Source organism: Pseudomonas sp. ITEM 17296, from assembly GCF_028895205.1.
In the GTDB taxonomy this organism is placed as follows: Bacteria; Pseudomonadota; Gammaproteobacteria; order Pseudomonadales; family Pseudomonadaceae; genus Aquipseudomonas; species Aquipseudomonas kermanshahensis.
The window spans coordinates 147,650-167,647 of the sequence record NZ_WJRS01000008.1 but is presented as its reverse complement, the minus strand read 5'-3'; the positions used below and the strand labels follow the sequence as shown (position 1 = coordinate 167,647).

Sequence of the window (19,998 nt, the reverse complement as noted above, 5' to 3'; positions counted from 1 at the left end):
TCCATGAATGCCGCAAAACGCCTGGAGATCTTTCGCAGGCTGCACGAAGACAACCCTGACCCGAAAACGGAACTGGCCTACACCACCCCGTTTGAGTTGCTTGTCGCCGTGACCCTTTCAGCGCAATCCACCGACGTAGGCGTCAACAAGGCCACCGCCCGGCTGTTCCCGGTCGCCAATACCCCGGAGGCCATCTACGCCCTGGGCGTCGAAGGGCTGAGCGAATACATCAAGACCATCGGGCTCTACAACAGCAAAGCCAAGAACGTGATCGAAGCCTGCCGGCTTTTGATCGAGCGCCATGGCAGCCAGGTGCCTGAAACCCGCGAAGCGCTGGAAGCGCTGCCCGGTGTGGGGCGCAAAACGGCCAACGTGGTCCTCAACACGGCGTTCCGGCAGCCGACCATGGCGGTGGACACGCATATTTTCCGGGTCAGTAATCGCACCGGCATCGCACCCGGTAAAACCGTGCTGGAAGTCGAGAAGAAGCTGATCAAGTTCGTACCCAAGCCCTACCTGCTCGATGCCCACCACTGGCTCATCCTTCATGGGCGCTATGTATGCCAGGCGCGAAAGCCCCGCTGTGGGAGCTGCCGAATCGAAGACCTGTGCGAATACAAGCACAAGACGTCTGACGATTGAGCCGATAGTTAAAAACCACCTTGCTCGATTGAAAAAATCTTTTTTACCAGCGTCTGCTTTCTGGTTATAAGGACGGCCAATGGCCCCTTGGCTTGGAGCGACTCATGAGTGCTGATAAAGACGACCTGTCAATCGAAGATGATTTTGTTGCCGCAGATGATGAAGCGGAGCCCCAGGTAGAGACTGCAAAGACCAACCTCAGTAAACGTCGCACCATCGACAACCTGCTGGAAGAGCGACGCCTGCAGAAGCAACTGGCCGATTTCGACTACGACTTATAGACCCTTGCAAAGCCTCCCACCGGGAGGCTTTGCAGCGCAGCGGTCAGTTCAACCCGTGGCGCTGTGCCAGCTCGATCAGGTCTACCAGCGACCGGGCGTTGAGCTTGAGCAGCAAACGGGACTTGTAGGTGCTGACAGTCTTGTTGCTGAGGAACATGCTGTCGGCAATTTCCTTGTTCGAGCGCCCGCGCGACAGCTGCTGCAAAACGGTCATCTCCCGGGCCGAGAGACGGTTGACCATGTCCGTCTCGCTGCCACCGCTGCCCCTGCCTCGCGAGGCATGCAAGGCCTGATTAGGGAAATAGCTGTAGCCTGACAACACCGCCTTGATGGCGCTAAGCAACTCGGTCAGCTCCTGCTGTTTGCACACATACCCCGCCGCCCCCGCCTGCATGCAACGCATCGAGAAGTTCCCAGGTACCTGGGAGGTCAGCACCAGCACCTTGCTGCCTGGGCTGAATGCCGCCATGCGGGCGATGACCTCAAGGCCATCGAGCTTGGGAATCCCGATATCCAGCACCACGATATCCGGTAGGTGCTCACGCGTCAGTTGCAAGGCGGCCACGCCGTTATCGGTTTCCGCAACGACGTCATACCCATGCCGCTCCATCAGCATGCGCACGGCCAGGCGTATGACCGGATGGTCATCCACGATAAGGACTTTATTCATGTGATATCCATTCATTCATTATTTTTGCTGTGGCACGCCACGATAACTGACAGAACGCTTAATGGCGCGACGATTTGTCAATGAAACTCATGAATAGACGAGCCCTACAACACTTACAGAAATTTCCTACACAAAACCTTGCAGCACGCTAATCGTGAGTGTTCATCTCTTGCAAGAAACGTAGCACTGACCCGATCGAATGAACCAGTTGAAAACAAACTTCCGCACGAAGAATAGGCCACTTTAAATGCGCGAAAAAAATCAGGCACCCGCCGTTGTGCCGACAATGCGCAGTCGGGAAACACTACAGCCTTTAGTTGAGCATAACAGTACGGTAATGATGAGCAAAACCGCAGGAGACAGCCATCATGCCCGACGTACAACCTGTCGCCCCGCTGACGATCATTGCTATCTTCGCGGGGATCATCGAAGCATCCGCCCTTGCAACACTGCCGTTTCTCAGCGAATCCAGCCAAAGTCTCTATACCTGGTTTCTGGTCTGTTTTCCGTTTTTCCTTACAGCCTTGTTCTTTCTAACGTTGAACTTCAATTACAAGTCGTTCTACAACCCTGCCCTAAAAAAAGTAACAACCGACAACCCAGAGGCTGAATCGCCTGAACCTGTGACCGTTATCTTTACTGGCCCCGATGCACAACAAAGGCTGGAACAGCATATCCTCGTGGCACTCGCACACGCGCCTGAATCAACACGCACGTGGCACTTCCTTAATCTGGACAAGCGTCAATGCGCACGCCTGTCTATCAGTGCGCTCCAGGAGGACGTCGTCAATCACAAGGCTTAAAGGCCATTGGCATAACGCACCAAAAAAAACCCCGGCCTGAGCCGGGGTTCGTGCAACGCTTGCCAGTACTTAGAGCAGCGAACGGCCCTTGTTGGCGGCAATGCGCATGCGCAGCGCATTGAGCTTGATGAAGCCCGCAGCGTCGGCCTGGTTGTAAGCACCGCCGTCTTCTTCGAAGGTCGCGATGTTGGCATCGAACAGCGAGTCGTCCGACTTGCGGCCGACAACGGTGACATTGCCCTTGTACAGCTTCAGGCGTACCACGCCATTCACGTTGACCTGCGAAGCGTCGATCATTTGCTGCAGCATCACGCGCTCCGGGCTCCACCAGTAACCGGTGTAGATCAGGCTGGCATACTTCGGCATCAGCTCATCTTTCAGGTGAGCGACTTCGCGGTCCAGGGTGATCGACTCGATCGCACGGTGGGCGCGCAGCATGATGGTGCCGCCAGGGGTCTCGTAGCAGCCACGCGACTTCATGCCGACGTAACGGTTCTCGACGATGTCCAGACGGCCGATGCCGTTGGCACCACCGATGCGGTTCAGGTCAGCCAGGACGGTAGCCGGAGACTTCTCGACACCATCGATGGCAACGATGTCACCGTTGCGGTAGGTCAGTTCGATGTAGGTAGCCTGGTCCGGGGCGTTCTCCGGGGAGACGCTCCAGCGCCACATGTCTTCCTCGTGCTCGGTCCAGGTATCTTCCAGGACACCGCCTTCGTAGGAAATGTGCAGCAGGTTGGCGTCCATCGAGTACGGCGATTTCTTCTTGCCATGACGCTCGATCGGGATGCCGTGCTTCTCGGCGTAGTCCATCAGCTTCTCGCGGGACAGCAGGTCCCACTCACGCCATGGGGCGATGACCTTGACGCCCGGCTTGAGCGCGTAGGCACCCAGCTCGAAACGTACCTGGTCGTTGCCTTTGCCGGTCGCGCCGTGGGAAATGGCGTCGGCGCCGGTTTCGTTGGCGATTTCGATCAAGCGCTTGGCGATCAGCGGACGGGCGATGGAGGTACCCAGCAGGTACTCGCCTTCGTAGACGGTGTTGGCGCGGAACATCGGGAACACGAAGTCACGCACGAATTCTTCGCGCAGGTCGTCGATGTAGATCTCTTTCACACCCATTGCCTGTGCCTTGGCACGGGCCGGCTCGACCTCTTCGCCCTGACCCAGGTCAGCGGTGAAGGTCACCACTTCGCAGTTGTAGGTATCCTGCAGCCACTTGAGAATCACCGAAGTATCAAGGCCGCCGGAATACGCCAGTACGACCTTATTTACGTCCGCCATGCCATCACTCCACGGGGTTGTACGGAAAGGGGTCGATTCTAACGGCGTTATGGAAAAATTTACAGTGGGGCGACAGCTTCTGACGACAAAGCGACAGTAATTGTCGAGGGCGCGACGTTGCCTGAATGGATGCTTGGGAGGTATTGCGGTCTGGGCATGCGGGGGCATGGTTTGAGAGGTGTAGCGCCTGTCAGATCGAGCGCCGCCCGCGCGGCGCTTCGCAGCACAAGGCTGCTCCTACAGTTGTTTCGGGCCAATTTTTCCTGTGGCATGGGCGCGCGGCCCTCTTTGCGCCTACCTCATTATCGAGTCGGACCAACAAGGCGGTCGCGCGCCGCCTTCACAGGCGTGACTGGCCCGAAACAACTGTAGGAGCAGCCTTGTGCTGCGAAGCGCCGCGCGGGCGGCGCTCGATCTCACAGGCGCTGAATAGGTTGTGGCGAACCCCTAATGACCCTGAAGCAATCACTTGCCATGCCCCCCACGACCTCAGGGTAGCTTCGCCCCCGGCGCCACGGCAGCCGGGCTAGCTGGCGCCGGAGCAGCAGCTGGCACTGTTTGCTCAACCGGCTTCTCCACCGGTTTTTCAACCACCGCAACCCGGCCCAGCTCGATGCTCACCCGCCGATTGCGGGCCCGGTTAGCGGCATTGTTGTTCTTCGCCAATGGGTAGCGCTCGCCATGGAAGCGCACGGTGATTTGCGCATCGGGCACGCCATGGGCCTTGAAGTAGTCCGCCACTGCCACTGCCCTGCGGCGCGACAGGTCACGGTTGGTCAGGCGGTTTCCGCTGTTGTCGGAGTGCCCGTCGAGCTCGATGTGGTTAACCGTCGGGTCGGCCTTCATGTAATCCAGCACAACGTCCAGCCGGGCTCGAGCCGAATCGTCCAGATCGATGCCGCCCCCCGGGAAGCCCACCTGCGTCTGCCTCACCTGGTCGTAATTCATCGGCAGCAACTTGCTGGCACAGGCCTGGTAGTCGCTATAGGCCTTGGCGAAACTCACCGGCAGTACCCGCACCTCCATTGCCCGCCCCGCCTCGCCGGTGTAGTTGCGCACCACCGTGCTGCGGCCATCGAGCAAACCATTGATCAGTCGGCCGGCCTGCCCCTGGGACGAGCTGAACAGCACGCCGCTACGCGCCATCCGCACCACACCCAGGTTGATATCACCACGCCCCGGCTGCCAAGGCGCCGCTGCGGCCAGCAACGTCGCAGACCCAGCCCCCAGCGCGTTACTGTGCGAACGCAGCTGGAACACCGGCAGCTCACCGGCCCGGCGCACGAACTCGCCACTGCCAAAACCGTCGATCGGCTGGATCAGGCGGCACTCGAACTGGTCACCCTCGACTTGCCAGGCAATGTTCTCCATGCGCGTCTGGAAAGTCAGTGCACCGGCCGGCAGGCTGGCGAACAGGGTCAACAGGGCTAGGTAACGCTGGCGCACGGGCGGCTCCACAAATTCTGACGGCTTACCTGCAGGGTATCGGACGCCACCCGAAAAACTTGATAGCCGTGCTCGGCCCAGGGTTTTCCGGTAGCATTGGGCCTTGAGTTCGACCCGCCTGGAATCCCCAATGTCCGATCGCCTGACCCTCCTGCGTCCCGACGACTGGCACATCCATCTGCGCGATGGTGCCGTCCTGCCCCATACCGTTGGCGATGTGGCGCGTACCTTCGCCCGTGCCATCATCATGCCCAACCTCGTACCGCCGGTGCGCAATGCCGTCGAAGCTGGCGCCTACCGTGAGCGCATCCTTGCCGCGCGCCCGGCCGGCAGCCGCTTCGAACCGCTGATGGTGCTTTACCTCACCGACCGCACCAGCCCCGAGGACATCCGCGCGGCCAAGGCCAGCGGTATCGTGTACGCCGCCAAACTGTACCCGGCCGGCGCCACGACTAACTCCGATTCAGGCGTGACCAGCATCGACAACATCTTCCCCGCTATCGAAGCGCTGGCCGACGTTGGCATGCCGCTGTTGGTGCACGGTGAAGTGACCCGCAGCGAGATCGACGTGTTCGATCGCGAGAAGCGCTTCATCGACGAGCACATGCGCCGTGTGGTCGAACGCTTCCCAACGCTCAAAGTGGTGTTCGAACACATCACCACCAGCGATGCCGCGCAGTTCGTCACCGAGGCCTCGGCCAACGTCGGTGCCACCATTACTGCCCAGCACCTGCTGTACAACCGCAACCACATGCTGGTTGGCGGCATCCGCCCGCACTTCTATTGCCTGCCGATCCTCAAGCGCAACACCCACCAGGTGGCGCTGCTGGATGCTGCCACCAGTGGCAGCCCGAAATTCTTCCTCGGCACCGACTCGGCCCCTCACGCCCGTCACGCCAAAGAAGCCGCCTGCGGTTGCGCCGGCTGCTACACCGCGTACGCGGCCATCGAGATGTACGCCGAAGCGTTCGAGCAGCGTAACGCGCTGGACAAACTCGAAGGCTTCGCCAGCTTGCACGGCCCGGCCTTCTATGGCCTGCCGGCGAACACCGACACCATCACCCTGGTCCGCGAAGAGTGGACTGCCCCTGAAAGCCTGCCGTTTGGCGATCAGACCGTGGTACCGCTGCGTGCCGGCGAGAAGCTGCGCTGGCGCCTGCTGGAGGAAAACGCGTGAGCGAAGACCTCTACGAAGACGATCAGGACGGCCAGGCCGGCAGCGGCTCGCGCCACCCGATGGCTGAGCGCTTCCGTGGCTACCTGCCAGTGGTGGTGGATGTCGAGACCGGCGGTTTCAACAGCGCCACCGATGCCTTGCTGGAAATCGCCGCCGTCACCATCGGCATGGACGAGAAAGGCTTCCTGTTCCCCGAACACACCTACTTCCACCGGGTAGAGCCGTTTGAGGGGGCTAATATCGAGGCTGCCGCACTGGAGTTCACCGGCATCAAGCTGGACCACCCGCTGCGCATGGCAGTGAGTGAAGAAAGCGCGCTGACCGATATCTTCCGCGGCGTGCGCAAGGCGCTCAAGGCCAACGGCTGCAAGCGCGCAATCCTCGTCGGCCACAACAGCAGCTTCGACCTGGGCTTCCTCAATGCCGCGGTCAACCGCAACGACCTCAAGCGCAACCCCTTCCACCCGTTCTCCAGCTTCGACACCGCCACCCTGGCGGGCCTGGCGTATGGCCAGACCGTGCTGGCGCGGGCCTGCCAGAGTGCTGACATCGACTTTGACGGGCGTGAGGCGCATTCGGCGCGTTACGACACCGAGAAGACGGCCGAGCTGTTCTGCGGCATCGTCAACCGCTGGAAGGAAATGGGCGGCTGGCGCGATTTCAACGACTGAGTTGAATGCCTCATCGCCGGCAAGTCGGCTCCCACAGGATTACCACAGGCTTGAATATTGTGGGGTACCTGCGGGAGCTGGCTTGCCAGCGATGAGAGCAGAACAGCCACTGGAAGACTCAAATTCCAGGCACAAAAAAACCGGCCACCAGGGCCGGTTTTTTTATGCGCTTGGCAATTACAGCTTGCCAGCGTTCTCGCTCAGGTATGCAGCAACGCCTTCTGGCGAAGCGTTCATGCCTTTGTCGCCTTTCTTCCAGTTGGCAGGGCAGACTTCGCCGTGCTCTTCGTGGAATTGCAGGGCGTCAACCAGACGCAGCAGCTCGTCCATGTTACGGCCCAGTGGCAGGTCGTTGATGATCTGCGAACGGACAACACCGTTGGTGTCGATCAGGAAGGCACCACGGAAGGCCACGCCACCTTCGGACTCGACGTCGTAGGCTTTGCAGATTTCGTGGGTCATGTCGGCAGCCAGGGTGTACTTCACCTGGCCGATGCCGCCGTTGTTGACCGGGGTGTTACGCCAGGCGTTGTGGGTGAAGTGCGAGTCGATCGAAACGCCGATCACTTCAACGTTGCGAGCCTGGAAGTCTGGGATGCGGTTGTCCAGGGCGATCAGCTCGGACGGGCAGACGAAGGTGAAGTCCAGCGGGTAGAAGAACACCAGGCCGTACTTGCCCTTGATGGCCGAGGCCAGGTTGAAGCTGTCGACGATTTCGCCAGTGCCCAGTACAGCGGGAACGGTGAAGTCGGGGGCTTGTTTACCAACGAGTACGCTCATTGTTATCTCCTGATGAGGGTGAAAAACCGTTTGCCGGGCCAGACGGGCTTGCCCGACATCCAACAAAGGCCGACCATCATACACGGCTTCTCATGACAGACCGAATCCAACCGCCGGTCGCTCAAGCACGCCCCTCTCAGAAAGTCTTTTGACAAGCATTCTCATTACCATTAAGCTCCAGACCATCTCAACCAGCGATGGTCCGACTTTATGTATGTGTGTCTTTGTGTCGGCGTGACCGACGGACAGATCCGCGATGCGATCTATGACGGATGCTGCAGCTACAAGGAAGTTCGAGCCGCGACCAACGTCGCCAGCCAATGCGGTAAATGTGCCTGCCTTGCCAAGCAAGTGGTCCGCGAGACCTTGACCGATCTTCAGGTCAGCCAGGCTGCCCTGCCCTATCCGGTAGAATTTACTGCCGCTTGAAACCCCCTATTTTGAAGAACCGGACCTAGCGTCCGGTTTTTTTATGCCCGCAATTCAATAACTTAGCACTCCAACGCGCTTCACAAACATTCTTATTCCTATTCATTTTCACTTATTATTCAATAACTTAGGTTTGACAGCCCTAAGTATCAGGCTCAAACTTCTCTGTATTGGCACACTTCTACAGGGCAGGAACCCGTCATGAAAGGCGACGTAAGCGTCATCCAGCATCTCAACAAGATCCTCGGAAACGAGCTGGTCGCGATCAACCAGTACTTCCTGCACGCACGCATGTACGAAGATTGGGGCCTGAACAAACTCGGCAAGCACGAGTACAAGGAATCCATCGACGAGATGAAGCACGCTGACAAATTGATCAAGCGTATTCTCTTCCTCGAAGGCATCCCGAACGTCCAGGACCTGGGCAAGCTGCTGATCGGCGAGCACACCAAAGAAATGCTCGAGTGCGACCTGAAGATCGAACAGAAAGGCCTGATCGACCTGAAAGCCGCCATCGCTCACTGCGAAACCGTTGGTGACTTCGGCTCCCGTGAAATGCTCGAAGACATCCTCGAGTCCGAGGAAGAGCACATCGATTGGCTGGAAACCCAGCTGAGCCTGATCGACAAGATCAGCATCGAGAACTACCTGCAGTCGCAGATGGGCGAAGAGTAAAATCCCGCCCATAAAAAAACCCGCCATGAGCGGGTTTTTTTATGGGCGTTCGAGGGTCAGGCTTCAGAAGCCTTCGCCTTGGCAGCAGCATCCTTGATCAGGGTTTGCAGCTCACCGTTTTCAAACATTTCCAGCATGATGTCGCTACCGCCGACCAGCTCGCCGGCTACCCACAGTTGCGGGAAGGTTGGCCAGTTGGCGTACTTGGGCAGGTTGGCGCGGATTTCCGGGTTCTGCAGGATGTCGACGTAGGCGAACTTCTCGCCACAACCCATCACAGCTTGCGATGCCTTGGCCGAGAACCCGCACTGCGGGGCATTCGGCGAGCCTTTCATGTAAAGCAGAATGGTGTTGTTGGCAATCTGCTCTTTGATCGTTTCGATGATATCCATGGAACACCTCGTCTGAACTTTCCGACTCGATGGTCGGCACGGTGACGCATTGTATCGGAAAGCCGAGCGGTATGCTCGGCCTTGCCGTTGCTCAGGCGGCCTCGACGTGCACAGGCACGCCATTGAGGGCGGCATTGCCCGACACCTGATCGCGCAAGCGCTCATCGGTGAGGTCATTGGCACTGACCCCGGGTTGCCCCTGGGCGACCTGCAGGTGCACGCCCTGGCGAGCATGGCCGTAGCCGTGTGGCAGGCTGACCACGCCCGGCATCATGTCGGTACACGCCTGCACTTCAACCTCAAGGGTGCCGGTACGCGAACGTATGCGCACGCGCTGGCCATCCTGCAGTTGCCGTTGCAGCAGGTCATCAGGGTGCATCAACAGCTGGTGGCGCGGCTTGCCTTTGACCAGCCGGTGGAAGTTGTGCATCCACGAGTTGTTGCTGCGCACATGGCGGCGGCCAATCAACAACAGCGCCCCAGCGGCCAATGGTGCCTGCCGGGCAAGCCTGGCCAAGTCGTCGAGCAGCACCTGAGGGGCCGCCTCGATGGCCTGGCTGGCAGTGCGCAGGCGCGCTTGCAGATTGGCGCCTAGTGGCCCCAGGTCGAGCCCGTGGGGGTGTCGATCCAGTGTTTCGATCGAGAGCTTCCAGGCCGATTCATCACCATAAGGCCCCTTGCGCAAAGCCCAGTCGATCATCTGCGCCGGGGGCAGGGTCGGCTTGAGCTCCAGTGCCGCACGCTCGGCAAAGGCCTTGGCCAGGCCGACAAAGATCTCCCAATCGTGCAACGCGCCTTCTGGCTTGGCGAGGATCGCGCGGTTGAAGCGCGTCACGTTGCGTACCGCCAGCAAGTTGAAGGTGCTGTCGTAGTGGTCGTTCTCCAGCGCCGACGTGGAAGGGAGGATCAAATCGGCATGGCGGGTGCTCTCGTTGATGTAAAGGTCGATGCTGAGCATGAACTCGAGCCCCTCCAGCGCCTCGTCCAGCTGTCGACCATTGGGCGTGGACAGCACCGGGTTGCCCGCCACGGTCACCAGCGCCCGCACCTGGCCGTCACCAGGCGTGAGCATTTCTTCGGCGAGTGCAGCCACCGGCAGCTCGCCGGCGTACTCCGGCAGCCCCGAAACCCGGCTTTGCCAGGCATTGAAGTGCCCACCCGAGGTACTCGCCACCACGTCGACTGCAGGCTCGGTACACAGGGCGCCGCCCACGCGATCCAGGTTGCCGGTGACCAGGTTGATCAGTTGCACCAGCCAGTGGCACACGGTGCCGAAGGCCTGAGTCGATACGCCCATGCGGCCATAGCAGACGGCCTTGTCGGCAGCCGCAAAATCACGCGCCAGCTGGCGAATATCGGTGGCGGCAATGCCGCACAGCGGGCTCATGGCTTCAGCGGTCAGGGGGGCAATTGCGTTGCGCACCTGATCAACACCCTTGACCGGCACGTGCGACGCGCGGGTCAGGCCTTCGTCGAACAGGGTATTGAGCAGGCCACTGAGCAATGCTGCATCGCCGCCGGGGCGGATGAACACGTGGCGGTCAGCCATGGCCGCCGTTTCGCTGCGCCGCGGGTCCACTACCACCAGTTGACCGCCCCGGGCACGCAGGGCCTTCAAGCGCTTCTCCACATCTGGCACAGTCATGATGCTGCCATTGGATGCCAACGGGTTGCCGCCCAGAATCAACATGAAGTCGGTGTGGTCGATGTCCGGGATCGGCAACAACAGACCGTGGCCGTACATCAGGTGGCTGGTCAGGTGCTGGGGCAACTGATCCACCGAGGTAGCGGAAAAGCGGTTGCGGGTCTTCAACAAGCCGAGGAAATAGTTGCTGTGGGTCATCAACCCGTAGTTGTGCACGCTGGGGTTGCCTTGATACACCGCCACCGCGTTGCGACCATGCGCCTGCTGGATGGCCCACAGCTTGTCGGCCGCCAGGGCGAAGGCCTCGTCCCAGCCGATCGCCTGCCAGCGTTCGCCAACCCGACGGTGCGGCTGACGGAGGCGGTCGGGGTCGTTCTGGATGTCTTGCAAGGCCACTGCCTTGGGGCAGATATGGCCACGGCTGAACGGGTCATCGGGGTCGCCCTTGATCGAGCTGATCAGCGCCCGGCCATCGTCTTCATGGCTGACTTCGATGTTCAGCCCGCAAATGGCTTCGCACAGGTGACAGGCACGGTGATGCAGGGTCTTGGTCATGGCCGCCTCTGCGTTGTGATGGGTCCGATCACGACTATGCGCCCGGCCCACGGCCCTCGCCAGCGCGCTTTGCGCTGTGAATTCCCCGACATCAGGCAAACGATTCGCGACACGCATTTGCCAAATTGCGGGCAAGCCGTGTACAACCTCTGTAGCAAATAAAAAACAGCGCACGCTCAAGGGGTAACGACACCCTTTGCAACAGAGCTGCTGTTTCCCCTCTTGGTTTCAGGCGACATTTAATTATAGTATTGCGCCTTTCCCTATTTCGTCCGCCCCGTGCGGCTTACGCCGCAGGTCACTCCCGTTGTCAAAAAAAACCATACGGTCGACCTGCATACCGTTGCAGATAAGGTAGTCAAACATGAGCGCTAGGCACTTTCTCTCCCTGCTGGACTTCACCACCGACGAATTGCTCGGGGTGATCCGCCGCGGCATCGAGCTGAAGGACCTGCGCAAGCGAAGCGTACTGTTCGAGCCGCTGAAAAACCGCGTGCTGGGCATGATCTTCGAAAAGTCCTCGACCCGGACCCGCGTGTCGTTCGAGGCCGGCATGATCCAGCTCGGCGGCCAGGCCATCTTCCTGTCACCTCGCGATACCCAGCTGGGCCGTGGCGAGCCGATCAGCGACAGCGCCATCGTGCTGTCGAGCATGGTCGACGTGGTGATGATCCGCACCCACGCCCACAGCACCCTCACCGAATTCGCCGCCAACTCGCGCGTGCCGGTGATCAACGGCCTGTCCGATGAGTCGCACCCGTGCCAGTTGCTGGCCGACATGCAGACATTCGTCGAACACCGTGGCTCGATCCAGGGCAAGACCGTGGCGTGGATCGGTGATGGCTTCAACATGTGCAACTCTTATATCGAAGCCGCCCAGCAGTTCGATTTCCAACTGCGCATCGCCTGCCCCGAAGGCTACGACCCGGATCCACGCTTCATGGCGCTGGGCGGTGATCGCGTGCAGATCATCCGCGACCCGAAGGAAGCCGTGCGCGGCGCGCACCTGGTGACCACCGATGTCTGGACTTCCATGGGCCAGGAGGAGGAAACTGCACGCCGCCTGGCGCATTTCGCGCCTTACCAGGTCACCCGCGAACTGCTCGACCTGGCGGCACCCGACGCCCTGTTCATGCACTGCCTGCCCGCCCACCGTGGTGAGGAAATCAGCCATGACCTGCTCGACGACCCTCGTTCGGTCGCCTGGGACCAGGCTGAAAACCGCCTGCATGCACAGAAGGCCCTTCTCGAATTCCTTGTAGAACCGGCTTACCACCACGCATGAGTCAACCCCTACTGCTCAACCTGCGCAACCTCGCCTGCGGCTACGGCGACCAGCGCATCGTCCAGAACCTCAACCTGCACCTGAACGCAGGCGACATTGGTTGCCTGCTGGGTTCATCCGGTTGTGGCAAGACCACCACCCTGCGCGCCATCGCCGGTTTCGAGCCTATTCATGAAGGCGAGATCCAACTGGCGGGCGAGGTCATTTCCCGTGCCGGCTTCACCCTGGCCCCGGAAAAACGCCGCATCGGCATGGTGTTTCAGGACTACGCCCTGTTCCCGCACCTGACCGTGGCCCAGAACATCGCCTTCGGCATCGCCAAGCACCCGCGCCAGGGTGAGGTGGTCGAAGAGATGCTCGAACTGGTCAAGCTGGGCGGCTTGGGCGGTCGCTATCCGCACGAGCTGTCCGGTGGGCAGCAGCAACGGGTCGCCCTGGCCCGCGCGCTGGCGCCAGAGCCTCAGTTACTGCTGCTCGACGAGCCGTTCTCCAACCTCGACGTGGAACTGCGCCGCCGCTTGAGCCATGAGGTGCGCGACATCCTCAAGAGCCGGGGTACCAGCGCCATTCTGGTGACCCACGACCAGGAGGAAGCGTTTGCCGTCAGCGACCAGGTGGGTGTTTTCAAGGAAGGTCGCCTGGAGCAGTGGGATACGCCTTACAACCTCTACCACGAGCCGCAGACGCCGTTCGTGGCCAGCTTCATTGGCCAGGGCTACTTCATCCGTGGCCAGATGAGCAGCCACGAGGCAGTCAATACCGAACTCGGCGAACTGCGCGGCAACCGCGCCTACATCATGGCGCCAGGCAGCTCGGTGGATGTGCTGCTGCGCCCTGACGATATCGTGTATGCGCCAGACAGCCTGCTGCGGGCCAGTATCGTGGGCAAGAGCTTCCTGGGGGCATCGACCCTGTATCGCCTGCAACTGCCTACCGGCAGCCAGCTGGAGGCGATCTTCCCAAGCCATATCGATCATCAGGTCGGTGAGGATGTAGGGATTGCCGTGGCGGCCGATCACCTGGTGCTGTTCCCGGTACCGGGCAGTGTCGCGGCGCAGTTGCCACGGCAGGAAAATGGCGTTCGCCGCTACAGCTCGGCGACCTGATTCTCTATTCTGGGGCTGCTGCGCAGCGGCCCCTGCGATTTCAACCCCTGCCAATACCGGCAAACGTGCCCTGGGTATGTTCAGCCAGCACCGCCGCCGCCAACTCCACCTCCAGCCCACGCCGCCCGGCGCTGACATGGATGGTTGCAAAGTTCTGCGCCGAGTCATCAATAAAGGTGCGCAAGCGCTTCTTCTGGCCTAACGGGCTGATGCCACCGACCAGATACCCCGTAGCCCGCTGTGCCGCCGCCGGGTCGGCCATCTCGCACTTCTTCACCCCCGCCGCATGGGCCAGTGCCTTGAGGTCCAAGGTGCCCACCACCGGCACCACGGCCACCAGCAACTCACCTTTCTCACTGCTCGCCAGCAAGGTCTTGAACACTTGCTGCGGATCGAGCCCGAGCTTTTCCGCTGCCTCCAAACCATAGGAGGCCGATTTAGGGTCGTGCTCATAACTGTGCACACGATGCTCGGCGCGGGCTTTTTTCAACAGGTCTAGGGCGGGGGTCATGCGCAGGCTCCGGTCAGGGACAAGTCGGCGGCTACTTTAGGACATATCCCACATCCCAGCCAGTTCGGAGGCTACGCACCTGTCTAGCGTGCGGTTTCGCGACCCCACACTACGTCCAAAACGTGACTGACCGTTCACTTTCGACCTTTGACATAAGCGTTTCTTGTCTATATTTTTTCGTTTCTGAAGAAATGGTGCACATTTAAGGTGCATTTCCTGTATCTGCCTGGGGTCAATGGGGATCGACTCCGGGCTTTGCTGTCGAGCGCCACGCGCCTCACAACAAAAAAAACGAGGTCATACATGACGACTGCTCTACGCGAACCCACCTTGTCCAGCCAATGCCTGGCCGAATTTCTTGGCACCGCCCTGCTCATCTTTTTCGGCACCGGTTGCGTCGCCGCGCTCAAAGTCGCGGGTGCCAGCTTCGGCCTGTGGGAAATCAGCATTATCTGGGGCGTCGGCGTGAGCATGGCGATCTACTTCACCGCGGGTGTTTCCGGCGCGCACCTGAACCCGGCCGTGAGTATCGCCCTCACCCTGTTCGCCGGCTTCGACAAGCGCAAACTGCCGCTCTACATGCTGGCCCAGGTCTGCGGCGCCTTCTGCGGCGCAGCGTTGGTCTACACCTTGTACAGCAACCTGTTCTTCGATTTCGAACAAGCCCACGCCATGCTACGAGGCAGCAGCGAAAGCCTGGAGCTGGCGTCGGTGTTCTCCACCTATCCGCACCCCTCGCTGTCCACTGGCCAGGCATTCCTGGTGGAAGTGGTCATCACCGCCATCCTCATGGCCGTGATCATGGCCCTGACCGACGACAACAATGGCCTGCCCCGTGGCGCCGTGGCGCCGCTGCTCATCGGCCTGCTGATTGCCGTGATCGGCAGCGCCATGGGGCCGCTGACCGGCTTTGCGATGAACCCGGCCCGCGATTTCGGGCCAAAATTGATGACCTTCCTGGCCGGTTGGGGCGAAATCGCCTTCACTGGCGGACGGGACATTCCTTATTTCCTGGTACCGGTGTTCGCACCGATCCTTGGCGCATGCCTGGGCGCCGCAGCGTATCGCGGCCTGATCGCCCGCAACCTGCCAGTAGCGCCAACCGCAAGCGCTGAGACAAACGACAATCGCCAGGGCGATACTCAAGTCAACTGATGTGGCCTCACGCCCAAGCCCTGACTTCCCATTTTTGCAAGGCCTACGACCATGACAGACACCCTGGATAAGAACTACATCATCGCCCTGGACCAGGGCACCACCAGTTCGCGGGCCATCATTTTCGACCGCGACGCCAATGTGGTCGGCACCTCCCAGCGCGAATTCGCCCAGCATTATCCGCAGGCGGGCTGGGTCGAACACGACCCGATGGAGATTTTCGCCACCCAGAGCGCCACCTTGGTCGAGGCCCTCGCCCAGGCGGGCATCAGCCACGCCCAGGTCGCTGCGCTGGGCATCACCAACCAGCGTGAAACCACGGTGGTGTGGGACAAGGAAACCGGCCGCCCGGTGTACAACGCCATCGTCTGGCAGTGCCGCCGCAGCACTGAAATCTGCGCGCAGCTCAAGCGGGATGGCCATGAAGACTACATCCGCGAGTCCACCGGCCTGGTCACCGACCCGTACTTCTCCGGCACCAAGCTCAAGTGGATCCTCGACAATGTCGAAGGCGCCCGTGAACGCGCCGAACGTGGCGAGCTGCTGTTCGGTACCGTCGACACTTGGCTGATCTGGAAATTCTCCGGCGGCAAGGTACACGTCACCGACTACACCAACGCGTCGCGTACGCTGATGTTCAATATTCATACACTGGAATGGGACGAAAAACTGCTGAAAATCCTCGGCATCCCACGCCAGATGCTGCCCGAGGTTCGCCCCTCCTCCGAAGTCTACGGCCACACCAAGAGCGGCATTGCCATCGCCGGTATCGCTGGCGACCAGCAGTCTGCGCTGTTCGGCCAGATGTGCGTCGAGCCCGGCCAGGCCAAGAACACCTACGGCACCGGCTGCTTCCTGCTGATGAACACCGGCGACAAGGCCGTCAACTCGTCCCATGGCCTGCTCACCACCATCGCCTGCGGCCCGCGGGGTGAAGTGGCCTATGCACTGGAGGGCGCCGTGTTCAATGGTGGCTCTACCGTGCAGTGGCTGCGTGACGAGCTGAAGATCGTCAACGACGCACTCGATACCGAGTACTTCGCCAGCAAGGTCAAGGACAGCAACGGCGTGTACTTGGTGCCCGCCTTCACGGGCTTGGGCGCCCCCTATTGGGACCCTTATGCCCGTGGCGCCCTGTTCGGCCTGACGCGGGGTGTGAAGGTCGACCACATCATTCGTGCAGCGCTGGAATCGATCGCCTACCAGACCCGTGACGTACTGGACGCCATGCAACAGGATTGCGGCTATCGCCTGTCCGAATTGCGCGTGGATGGCGGTGCGGTGGCCAACAACTTCCTCATGCAGTTCCAGGCCGACATCCTCGGCACCTGCGTGGAGCGCCCGAAAATGCGCGAGACCACAGCCCTCGGCGCCGCCTACCTGGCAGGACTGGCCTGCGGGTTCTGGAGCAGCCTGGATGAGTTGCGCGACAAGGCGATCATCGAGCGCGAGTTCAGCCCGCAACTGGACGAGACGCAGAAAGAGAAGCTTTACGCCGGGTGGCTGAAGGCCGTCGACCGTACCCGTGACTGGGAAGATCACGAAGCCTGACGTCTTCATGGAGCAGCCTTGTGCTGCGAAGAAGCCAGTGATCAGACAGTGAATATTCGCTGCTAACACCGGCCTCTTCGCAGCACAAGGCTGCTCCTACACGCGCCCTGCACATTCGTCTACTGGCCGTCATCCGCTTCCTACGGCATCATTGCAGAATTTGTCCGGCAGCCCATAAGGACCGCCCATGAATCTGCCCCCCCGCCAACAACAAATCCTCGAGCTGGTCCGCGACCGCGGCTACGTCAGCATCGAAGAAATGGCGCAGCTGTTCGTCGTCACCCCGCAAACCATCCGCCGCGACATCAACCAGCTCGCCGAGCTCAACCTGCTGCGCCGCTACCACGGGGGTGCCGCGTATGACTCGAGCATCGAGAACACCGCCTACGCCATGCGCGCCGACCAGATGCGCGACGAGAAGCAGCGCATCGCCGAAGCCGTGGCCTCGCAGATTCCCGACCATGCCTCGCTGTTCATCAACATCGGCACAACGACCGAATCGATCGCCCGCGCACTGCTCAACCATAACCACCTGAAGGTGATTACCAACAACCTGCACGTGGCCTCGATCCTGGCGGCCAAGGACGATTTCGAAGTACTGGTGGCAGGTGGCACGGTGCGCCGCGATGGCGGTGTGGTAGGCCAGGCCAGCGTCGATTTCATCAACCAGTTCAAGGTTGACTTCGCCTTGGTTGGCATCAGCGGCATCGACGAAGATGGCAGCCTGCTGGACTTCGATTACCAGGAGGTACGGGTTTCCCAGGCCCTGATCGCCAATGCACGCCAGGTTATCCTGGCCGCCGACTCCAGCAAGTTCGGGCGCAATGCCATGGTTCGCCTGGGCTCGATCAGCCTGGTGGACTGTTTGGTGACCGACCAGACGCCGACGCCCGCCCTCGCCCACTTGCTTAACCAGTACAAGATTCGCCTCGACGTGGTGTGAAGCAGATTGTGGGGCTGAAGCGTATGGATTGAGATTTTTATCGCTCTCGAGATCGAGCGCCGCCCGCGCGGCGCATCGCGAGCAACGCTCGCTCCTACGTTTGTTTCCGGCCAATTATTCCTGTGGCATTGGCGCGCGGCCCCTTGGCGCCCGCCTCAATGTCGCGTCGGACCAACCAGGCGGTCGCGTGCGCTGGCACAGGCGTGACTGGCCCGAAACAAACGTAGGAGCGAGCGTTGCTCGCGATGCGCCGCGCGGGCGGCGCTCGATCTCGACAACGCCTAATGAATCAAGCCCTAACCCGAATTTTCGTAAATGTTCACTTTATTGTCATCCGATCAGTATTTTCTATAAAGACTGACTGGATACCCGCCTTCTGTTGCGCTAGTATTTTCGGAAACGAACATCAATGTTCATATTCGATGTGAACAGCCCCAGGAGGCCTTGCCCGTGTCCCAGCCCGTTTCGTCCCAGCCCCCCCTCACCGACTGCTATGACCTCGCCGTGATCGGCGGTGGCATCAATGGTGTGGGCATTGCTGCCGACGCCGCCGGGCGCGGCCTGAAGGTGTTCCTTTGCGAAAAGGACGACCTGGCGCAGCACACGTCGTCGGCGAGCAGCAAGCTCATCCATGGTGGCCTGCGCTACCTGGAGCACTACGAGTTCCGCCTCGTGCGCGAAGCCCTGGCCGAGCGCGAAGTCCTGCTGGCCAAGGCGCCGCACATCGTCAAGCCAATGCGTTTCGTGCTGCCCCACCGCCCGCACCTGCGCCCGGCCTGGATGATCCGTGCCGGCCTGTTCCTCTACGACCACTTGGGCAAGCGCAAGCGCCTGGGCGCTTCGCGCAGCCTGCGCTTCGGCCCGGGCTACCCGCTCAAACCGGCCATCACCCGGGGTTTCGAATACGCTGACTGCGCTGTGGACGACGCCCGCCTGGTCGTGCTCAATGCCATGGCAGCCCGCGAAAAAGGTGCGCACATCGTCACCCGCACTCGTTGCCTGCGTGCCGAGCGTGTCGATGGTGTGTGGCAGGTCGAGCTGCAGCATGCCGACGGCAGCCTGCAGAGCATTCGTGCCCGCGCCCTGGTCAACGCTGCTGGCCCGTGGGTGGCCAGCTTCATCAAGGATGACCTCAAGCTGGATGCGCCTTACGGCATCCGCCTGATTCAGGGCAGCCACCTGATCGTCCCGCGCCTGTACGAAGGCGAGCACGCTTACATCCTGCAGAACGAAGACCAGCGCATCGTGTTCTGCATCCCTTACCTGGACCGCTTCACCCTGATCGGCACCACCGACCGTGAGTACAGCGGCGACCCGGCCCAGGTGAAAATCACCGAGGCCGAGACCGACTACCTGCTCAAGGTGGTCAACGCGCACTTCAACCATCAGCTCAGCCGTGCCGACATCCTGCACACCTACTCCGGCGTACGCCCGCTGTGCAACGACGAGTCGGACAACCCGTCGGCCGTGACCCGCGACTACACCCTGGCGCTGTCGGCAGGTGAAGGCCAAGCGCCGCTGCTGTCGGTGTTCGGCGGCAAGCTCACCACGTACCGCAAGCTGGCCGAATCGGCCATGGCCGAGCTCAAACCGTTCTTCACCCAGATGCGAGCCAGCTGGACCGCTACAGCGCCGCTGCCCGGCGGGGAAGACATGACCACCGCGCAGGCACTGACCGACGCCATTCTGGCGCAGTACGGGTGGCTGCCGGTGGACATCGCCAAACGCTGGGCAGTGACTTACGGCAGCCGCGTATGGCGCCTGCTCGAGGGTATTCAGGGCCCGGAAGGTTTGGGCCAGGCCATTGGCGGCGGCCTCTTCAGCCGCGAAGTCGACTACCTGCGCAGCGAAGAGTGGGCTGTAGATGCTGCCGACATTCTGTGGCGCCGTACCAAACTGGGCCTGTTCACATCGCCTGCGGAACAGCAGGCGCTGCACGACTACCTGAAGAATGCGCCAGTAAGCCAGACATCGTTCAAGGCCGCCTGAGGCCA

The 19,998-nt window shown here is 60.9% G+C and carries 20 protein-coding genes; 13 read left to right on the top strand and 7 right to left on the bottom strand.

What is annotated here, in order from left to right:
* The first annotated feature begins 3 nt into the window (after nt 1–3).
* Entirely contained in the window at nt 4–642 is a 639-nt protein-coding gene (gene nth / locus GIB19_RS12075) for an endonuclease III (RefSeq protein WP_027594200.1), read from the top strand.
* Nucleotides 643–746: 104 nt separating this feature from the next.
* Nucleotides 747–923, top strand: coding sequence for a PA3496 family putative envelope integrity protein (locus GIB19_RS12070; RefSeq protein WP_027594199.1), 177 nt, complete (start codon nt 747–749; stop codon nt 921–923).
* Nucleotides 924–966: 43 nt separating this feature from the next.
* Here GIB19_RS12070 and GIB19_RS12065 read toward each other — a convergent pair whose 3' ends face one another.
* Entirely contained in the window at nt 967–1,593 is a 627-nt protein-coding gene (locus GIB19_RS12065; protein ID WP_033702663.1) for a response regulator transcription factor, read from the bottom strand.
* A gap of 368 nt (nt 1,594–1,961) precedes the next feature.
* On the opposite strand from GIB19_RS12065, the gene GIB19_RS12060 reads away from it, so the two are divergent.
* Complete coding sequence (locus GIB19_RS12060) at nt 1,962–2,396, top strand: hypothetical protein (RefSeq protein WP_085273554.1); 435 nt, start codon at nt 1,962–1,964, stop codon at nt 2,394–2,396.
* Between the two features lie 69 nt (nt 2,397–2,465).
* Here GIB19_RS12060 and GIB19_RS12055 read toward each other — a convergent pair whose 3' ends face one another.
* Nucleotides 2,466–3,683 carry an argininosuccinate synthase gene (locus GIB19_RS12055; RefSeq protein WP_027594196.1) on the bottom strand — a complete coding sequence of 406 codons (1,218 nt, stop codon included), beginning with the start codon at nt 3,681–3,683 and terminating at the stop codon, nt 2,466–2,468.
* A gap of 489 nt (nt 3,684–4,172) precedes the next feature.
* The gene (locus GIB19_RS12050) at nt 4,173–5,129 is read right to left on the bottom strand and encodes a flagellar protein MotY (protein ID WP_274886136.1); all 957 of its coding nucleotides are present in this window, start codon (nt 5,127–5,129) and stop codon (nt 4,173–4,175) included.
* Nucleotides 5,130–5,259: 130 nt separating this feature from the next.
* Here GIB19_RS12050 and pyrC point away from each other — a divergent pair, with 130 nt between their 5' ends.
* Complete coding sequence (gene pyrC / locus GIB19_RS12045) at nt 5,260–6,306, top strand: dihydroorotase (RefSeq protein ID WP_265968751.1); 1,047 nt, start codon at nt 5,260–5,262, stop codon at nt 6,304–6,306.
* 59 nt (nt 6,307–6,365) lie between these two features.
* On the top strand, nt 6,366–6,977 hold the full coding sequence (gene rnt / locus GIB19_RS12040) for a ribonuclease T (RefSeq protein WP_371097688.1): 612 nt from the start codon (nt 6,366–6,368) through the stop codon (nt 6,975–6,977).
* A gap of 177 nt (nt 6,978–7,154) precedes the next feature.
* On the opposite strand, the gene GIB19_RS12035 is transcribed toward rnt, so the two are convergent.
* Nucleotides 7,155–7,757: a peroxiredoxin gene (locus GIB19_RS12035; protein ID WP_027594192.1), complete on the bottom strand. Its 603-nt coding sequence runs from the start codon at nt 7,755–7,757 to the stop codon at nt 7,155–7,157.
* Nucleotides 7,758–7,967: 210 nt separating this feature from the next.
* On the opposite strand from GIB19_RS12035, the gene GIB19_RS12030 reads away from it, so the two are divergent.
* Together GIB19_RS12030 and bfr are read left to right on the top strand one after the other, a co-directional pair.
* Nucleotides 7,968–8,186, top strand: a complete 219-nt coding sequence (locus GIB19_RS12030; RefSeq protein WP_099455144.1) for a bacterioferritin-associated ferredoxin — start codon at nt 7,968–7,970, stop codon at nt 8,184–8,186.
* A gap of 201 nt (nt 8,187–8,387) precedes the next feature.
* A complete protein-coding gene (bfr, locus tag GIB19_RS12025) occupies nt 8,388–8,861 on the top strand; it encodes a bacterioferritin (protein WP_027594191.1) in 474 nt (157 codons plus the stop codon).
* Between the two features lie 56 nt (nt 8,862–8,917).
* Here the strand turns inward: bfr and grxD are convergent, their stop codons facing one another.
* Entirely contained in the window at nt 8,918–9,253 is a 336-nt protein-coding gene (grxD, locus tag GIB19_RS12020; protein WP_012313029.1) for a Grx4 family monothiol glutaredoxin, read from the bottom strand.
* A 91-nt stretch (nt 9,254–9,344) separates the two neighbouring features.
* Nucleotides 9,345–11,453, bottom strand: coding sequence for a molybdopterin-dependent oxidoreductase (locus GIB19_RS12015; RefSeq protein ID WP_274886134.1), 2,109 nt, complete (start codon nt 11,451–11,453; stop codon nt 9,345–9,347).
* 364 nt (nt 11,454–11,817) lie between these two features.
* Between GIB19_RS12015 and argF the strand changes: the two genes are divergently transcribed.
* Together argF and GIB19_RS12005 are read left to right on the top strand one after the other, a co-directional pair.
* A complete protein-coding gene (gene argF / locus GIB19_RS12010; protein WP_085273557.1) occupies nt 11,818–12,738 on the top strand; it encodes an ornithine carbamoyltransferase in 921 nt (306 codons plus the stop codon).
* On the top strand, nt 12,735–13,844 hold the full coding sequence (locus GIB19_RS12005) for an ABC transporter ATP-binding protein (protein WP_099430271.1): 1,110 nt from the start codon (nt 12,735–12,737) through the stop codon (nt 13,842–13,844). The genes argF and GIB19_RS12005 overlap by 4 nt, the downstream gene beginning before the upstream one ends.
* A gap of 40 nt (nt 13,845–13,884) precedes the next feature.
* Here the strand turns inward: GIB19_RS12005 and ybaK are convergent, their stop codons facing one another.
* Complete coding sequence (gene ybaK / locus GIB19_RS12000; RefSeq protein WP_054899441.1) at nt 13,885–14,355, bottom strand: Cys-tRNA(Pro) deacylase; 471 nt, start codon at nt 14,353–14,355, stop codon at nt 13,885–13,887.
* Nucleotides 14,356–14,658: 303 nt separating this feature from the next.
* On the opposite strand from ybaK, the gene GIB19_RS11995 reads away from it, so the two are divergent.
* From GIB19_RS11995 to glpD, 4 genes are all read left to right on the top strand, one after another.
* Nucleotides 14,659–15,510 (top strand): MIP/aquaporin family protein, encoded by an 852-nt coding sequence (locus GIB19_RS11995; protein WP_274886130.1) that lies wholly within the window; start codon nt 14,659–14,661, stop codon nt 15,508–15,510.
* A 51-nt stretch (nt 15,511–15,561) separates the two neighbouring features.
* Nucleotides 15,562–17,061 (top strand): glycerol kinase GlpK, encoded by a 1,500-nt coding sequence (glpK, locus tag GIB19_RS11990; RefSeq protein WP_099430273.1) that lies wholly within the window; start codon nt 15,562–15,564, stop codon nt 17,059–17,061.
* Between the two features lie 187 nt (nt 17,062–17,248).
* Nucleotides 17,249–18,004: a DNA-binding transcriptional repressor GlpR gene (gene glpR, locus GIB19_RS11985; protein WP_027594184.1), complete on the top strand. Its 756-nt coding sequence runs from the start codon at nt 17,249–17,251 to the stop codon at nt 18,002–18,004.
* Between the two features lie 450 nt (nt 18,005–18,454).
* The gene (gene glpD / locus GIB19_RS11980) at nt 18,455–19,993 is read left to right on the top strand and encodes a glycerol-3-phosphate dehydrogenase (protein WP_099430274.1); all 1,539 of its coding nucleotides are present in this window, start codon (nt 18,455–18,457) and stop codon (nt 19,991–19,993) included.
* Nucleotides 19,994–19,998: the final 5 nt, after the last annotated feature.

Excerpts from the sequence above, each read along its gene's own strand:
- nth (WP_027594200.1), top strand. The coding sequence starts at position 4 with ATGAATGCCGCAAAACGCCTGGAGATCTTTCGCAGGCTGCACGAAGAC.
- GIB19_RS12070 (WP_027594199.1), top strand. The coding sequence starts at position 747 with ATGAGTGCTGATAAAGACGACCTGTCAATCGAAGATGATTTTGTTGCC.
- GIB19_RS12065 (WP_033702663.1), bottom strand. The coding sequence starts at position 1,593 with ATGAATAAAGTCCTTATCGTGGATGACCATCCGGTCATACGCCTGGCC.
- GIB19_RS12060 (WP_085273554.1), top strand. The coding sequence starts at position 1,962 with ATGCCCGACGTACAACCTGTCGCCCCGCTGACGATCATTGCTATCTTC.
- GIB19_RS12055 (WP_027594196.1), bottom strand. The coding sequence starts at position 3,683 with ATGGCGGACGTAAATAAGGTCGTACTGGCGTATTCCGGCGGCCTTGAT.
- pyrC (WP_265968751.1), top strand. The coding sequence starts at position 5,260 with ATGTCCGATCGCCTGACCCTCCTGCGTCCCGACGACTGGCACATCCAT.
- rnt (WP_371097688.1), top strand. The coding sequence starts at position 6,366 with ATGGCTGAGCGCTTCCGTGGCTACCTGCCAGTGGTGGTGGATGTCGAG.
- GIB19_RS12035 (WP_027594192.1), bottom strand. The coding sequence starts at position 7,757 with ATGAGCGTACTCGTTGGTAAACAAGCCCCCGACTTCACCGTTCCCGCT.
- GIB19_RS12030 (WP_099455144.1), top strand. The coding sequence starts at position 7,968 with ATGTATGTGTGTCTTTGTGTCGGCGTGACCGACGGACAGATCCGCGAT.
- bfr (WP_027594191.1), top strand. The coding sequence starts at position 8,388 with ATGAAAGGCGACGTAAGCGTCATCCAGCATCTCAACAAGATCCTCGGA.
- grxD (WP_012313029.1), bottom strand. The coding sequence starts at position 9,253 with ATGGATATCATCGAAACGATCAAAGAGCAGATTGCCAACAACACCATT.
- GIB19_RS12015 (WP_274886134.1), bottom strand. The coding sequence starts at position 11,453 with ATGACCAAGACCCTGCATCACCGTGCCTGTCACCTGTGCGAAGCCATT.
- argF (WP_085273557.1), top strand. The coding sequence starts at position 11,818 with ATGAGCGCTAGGCACTTTCTCTCCCTGCTGGACTTCACCACCGACGAA.
- GIB19_RS12005 (WP_099430271.1), top strand. The coding sequence starts at position 12,735 with ATGAGTCAACCCCTACTGCTCAACCTGCGCAACCTCGCCTGCGGCTAC.
- ybaK (WP_054899441.1), bottom strand. The coding sequence starts at position 14,355 with ATGACCCCCGCCCTAGACCTGTTGAAAAAAGCCCGCGCCGAGCATCGT.
- GIB19_RS11995 (WP_274886130.1), top strand. The coding sequence starts at position 14,659 with ATGACGACTGCTCTACGCGAACCCACCTTGTCCAGCCAATGCCTGGCC.
- glpK (WP_099430273.1), top strand. The coding sequence starts at position 15,562 with ATGACAGACACCCTGGATAAGAACTACATCATCGCCCTGGACCAGGGC.
- glpR (WP_027594184.1), top strand. The coding sequence starts at position 17,249 with ATGAATCTGCCCCCCCGCCAACAACAAATCCTCGAGCTGGTCCGCGAC.